Source organism: Microbacterium sp. (assembly GCF_032084865.1).
Classification (GTDB): Bacteria; Actinomycetota; Actinomycetes; order Actinomycetales; family Microbacteriaceae; genus Microbacterium.
Window position 1 is genome coordinate 1 of record NZ_DAMDLU010000195.1, and the last position, 3881, is coordinate 3881.

The 3881-nt window shown below is 70.3% G+C and carries 4 protein-coding genes; 2 read left to right on the top strand and 2 right to left on the bottom strand.

What is annotated here, in order from left to right; translation table 11 throughout:
* Positions 1 to 367: DUF6350 family protein (locus RT309_RS14155; protein ID WP_313358067.1), on the bottom strand; the 367-nt coding region annotated here is incomplete at its 3' end.
* 92 nt (positions 368 to 459) lie between these two features.
* Here RT309_RS14155 and RT309_RS14160 point away from each other — a divergent pair.
* Together RT309_RS14160 and RT309_RS14165 are read left to right on the top strand one after the other, a co-directional pair.
* A complete protein-coding gene (locus RT309_RS14160; protein WP_313358069.1) occupies positions 460 to 1899 on the top strand; it encodes an NCS2 family permease in 1440 nt (479 codons plus the stop codon).
* A gap of 73 nt (positions 1900 to 1972) precedes the next feature.
* Positions 1973 to 2719, top strand: a complete 747-nt coding sequence (locus RT309_RS14165) for a glucose 1-dehydrogenase (RefSeq protein WP_313358070.1) — start codon at positions 1973 to 1975, stop codon at positions 2717 to 2719.
* Between the two features lie 95 nt (positions 2720 to 2814).
* On the opposite strand, the gene RT309_RS14170 is transcribed toward RT309_RS14165, so the two are convergent.
* On the bottom strand, positions 2815 to 3881 hold a 1067-nt coding region (locus tag RT309_RS14170; protein WP_313358072.1), incomplete at its 5' end, for a Dyp-type peroxidase.

Consider the following 3881-nt stretch of genomic DNA (forward strand, 5'->3'; position numbering starts at 1 on the left):
CGAGCACTCCCCCGGTGACACCCGAGACCCACCGGCCGGCCACTGCGGCGCGACGGCCAGACCGGGCGGCGAAGAGCAGGGTGAACACGAGCAGCGCGAGCGGCGGCACCGAGAGCGCGAACCGGGCCGCGTCCTTCGGGATGGCGAGGCCCGAGAGCAGGGCATCCGGAAGCACCACCTCGAGCGGCACCCCGTGTCCGAACTGCCACAGCGTGCCGCTCACCGGCCAGAGCGCACCCCAGTCGGCGTCGAGTCCGAACGCGAGCACCCAGAGCAGGGTGAAGGGCGCGAGCACGACGGCGAGCCCGACGGCGACCGCGATGGCGGCGTCGAGGGCGGCGAGGAGCGCGACGATGAGGCGTTGCATGACGGATCGAGCCTACGACGTGCATCCGCACCGGATGCTGTGGCCACGCGCGGTGCGGTGAAGCCGGTAGATTCTCTTCGGAGGTCCACCCGATGACTGATGCCCCTGTGCGCCCTGACACCGAACCGCGCAACGCGATCGACCGCTTCTTCGAGATCACCCGACGAGGTTCGACCTTCGCCGCCGAGATCCGCGGAGGTGTGGTCACGTTCGTGACGATGGCGTACATCGTCATCCTGAACCCGATCATCCTCTCCAGCGGAACCGACGTCGCCGGATCGCAGCTCGACTTCGTGCAGCTGAGCGCGGTGACCGGCCTCACCGCCGCGGTCATGACGATCCTGTTCGGTCTCGTGGCGCGCCTGCCGTTCGGGTTCGCCGCCGGGCTCGGCATCAACGCGTTCCTCGCGTTCTCGGTCGTCGGCGAGGTCACCTGGCCCGAGGCCATGGGCCTGGTCGTCATCAACGGCCTGATCATCGTGCTGCTCAGCGCCACGGGTCTGCGCCGCATGATCTTCGACGCCGTCCCCATGCAGCTGAAGATCGCCATCACCGTTGGCATCGGCCTGTTCATCGCGTTCATCGGCTTCGTCAACGCCGGGTTCGTGACGGCCAGCACGTCGCCGCCCGTGGCGCTGGGCGTCGGAGGCTCGGTCGCGACGGTCCCCACGCTCATCTTCGTGGTCACGCTGCTGCTCACCGGGGTCCTCGTGGCGCGGAAGGTGAAGGGCGGCATCCTGATCGGGCTCGTCTCGGGCACCGTGCTCGCCATCCTCGTCGAGGCGATCTGGCACATCGGCGCCAAGGGCGACGACAACCTCGGCGGCTGGGGCCTCTCGGTGCCCGCCCTGCCCTCGCAGCTGGTCAGCCTGCCCGACCTCTCGCTGATCGGCCAGGTCGACCTGTTCGGCGCCTTCGGCCGCATCGGCGCGCTCGCCGCTCTGATGCTCGTCTTCACCCTGGTGTTCACCAACTTCTTCGACGCCATGGGCACCATGACCGGCCTCGCGAAGGAGGCGGATCTCGCCGACGAGCGCGGCAACTTCCCGCGCCTGAAGTCCGCCCTGATCGTGGAGGGCGTGGGCGCCGTCGTGGGAGGGGCCACCTCGGGATCGTCGAACACCGTGTTCATCGAGTCGGGAGCAGGCATCGGCGAGGGCGCGCGCACCGGCTTCGCGAACCTCATCACAGGAGGCCTGTTCCTGATCGCGATGTTCTTCACCCCCCTGGTGTCGATCGTGCCCACCGAGGTCGCCGCGGCCGCGCTGGTGATCGTCGGCGCGCTGATGATGAGCCAGATCCGGTTCATCGACCTCACCGACTTCTCGGCGCTGTTCGGCGTCTTCCTCACCGTGTCGGTCATGCCGATGACCTACTCGATCGCGAACGGCATCGGCGCCGGCTTCATCGGCTGGGTCGCCGCGCGCGGGCTCTCGGGCAAGGCGCGCGAGATCAGCCCGCTGCTGTGGATCGTCACCGCCGGCTTCGTGATCTACTTCGCCCGCGGACCGGTGGAGATGCTGTTCAGCTGACCCACACGTCGTCGATCCCGGCAGGCGTAGCCTCGTAGACGGCGGGCAGGCTGCCCGCCGTGAAGGGATCAGAATGCTGTTCGAGAACAAGGTGGCCCTCGTCACCGCCGCCGGTGCGGGCATCGGCCGCGCGATCGCCGTCAAGCTGGCGGCGGAGGGGGCCCGAGTGGTCGTCTCCGACGTGGACGATGCGGCCGGTGAGCAGACCGTCGCGCTCATCGCCGAGGCCGGCGGCACGGCGGTGTACCAGCGCACGGATGTCTCCGACGACGCGCAGGTGCGCGAGCTGGTGCAGCGCGCCGTGAGCGAGTTCGGCGCCCTCGACCTGGCGGTGAACAACGCCGGGCTGGGAGCGGCCCCCAAGCCGCTGCAGGACGTCAGCGACGCCGAGTGGCAGCGCACCATCACCGTCACGCTGACGGGCACCTTCCAGTCGATGCGCGCCGAGCTCGCGCAGATGACCGCGCAGGGCAGCGGGGCGATCGTGAACATCGCCTCGATCGCCGGGTTGCAGTCCACGTCGCAGCTGACGCCGTACGGCGCCAGCAAGCACGGCGTGGTGTCGCTGACGATGTCGGCGGCGGCCGAGAACGCGGCATCCGGCATCCGCATCAACGCGGTCGCACCGGGCCCCATCGAGACGGCCTCGCTCGCATCGCTCCCCGAGGAGTCCAAGCGCCGATACGCCGATGAGGTGCCCATGAAGCGTCTGGGCCGCTCGGAGGACATCGCCGAGGCGACCGCCTTCCTGCTCTCCGACGCCGCGGGCTTCATCACCGGCGTGACGCTTCCCGTCGACGGCGGCTCCCTGGTGCGCTGAGCCGAAAGCCGAGCTGAGCCGCGAGCATGACGAAGGCCCCGGGGTGGAGCCCGGCGCCTTCGCGCATCAGTCTAGCGGGTCGCTCAAGGGGTCGCTCACCCGTCGAGGAGCGTCTCGCCGATGTATCCGTCCGGTGCGCAGCCCGGCGGCACGGCGAACACCGCACTGCCGATCGGCGTGGTCCAGATGTTCAGCAGATCCGCCTTCGCGAGCCGCTCCTGCATCGGCGTGAACTGACGGGCGACGTCCGCCTGGAACGAGATGAACAACAGGCCCGACTCCGAGAGCGAGTCGGGGTCGGTCGAGGGGACGTCGTAGTTGTACGCGCGGCGGAAGATCCGCTCCCCCGGGTCGGCTGAGCGCGCACGGCGGATGTGCGCCAGGTCGTAGATCACCGGAAAGCCCAGCCGGTCCTTCGCGGCGAAGTCGGGCTCATCGTGCTCCTCACCTCCGGTCAGCGGCGCCCCGGTGTCGAGCCTGCGCCCGACGGCGAACTCCCGTGCCCCGCGGTCGACCTCGTCCCAGGTGTCGAGGTTCATCCGGATGCGTCGCACGACCATCCCGGTGCCCCCTGCCAGCCATCCGTCGGTGCTCCACACCACCATGTCGAAGTCCGCGTCGCCGGGCCGCGGGTTGGCCGTGCCGTCGACCTGACCGAACAGGTTGCGCATGGTTGTGCCGGGCGCCACCGTGCCGTGCGCCTGCCGGAATCCGTGCTGCACCCCGTGCACGGCGGCGAAGCCGCGGGCGTCCTTCAGCAGCATCCGGGCGGTGTGCGCGACCGACATCGGGTCGTCGGCGGCGATCTGGATGAGCAGATCGCCGCCGGTGAACTCCGGGCGCAGCCGATCGATCGAGAACGGCGGCAGCGGCGCGAGCCACGCGTGCTCGGACGCCAACACCCGGTCCGCGGGCACGAGCGCCAGCGCGATGCCGCCCGCGCCTTGGCCCATCAGCAGGCTGACGGTGGGGGTGGGGAGGGTGAGGAGTTCGCTGAGCGTCCGGGCGATCTCGCCGGCGAGGCCGCGTTCCTCGGCCTCCTTCGACAGCGCCGCGCCCGGCGTGTCGATCACGGTGAGCAGGGGCAGCCGTAGCTCCCGGGAGAGCCGAAGCCCGCGCCGCGCCTCGCGGAGGGCCGCGGCGTCCAGGGGGTTCTCGAGGG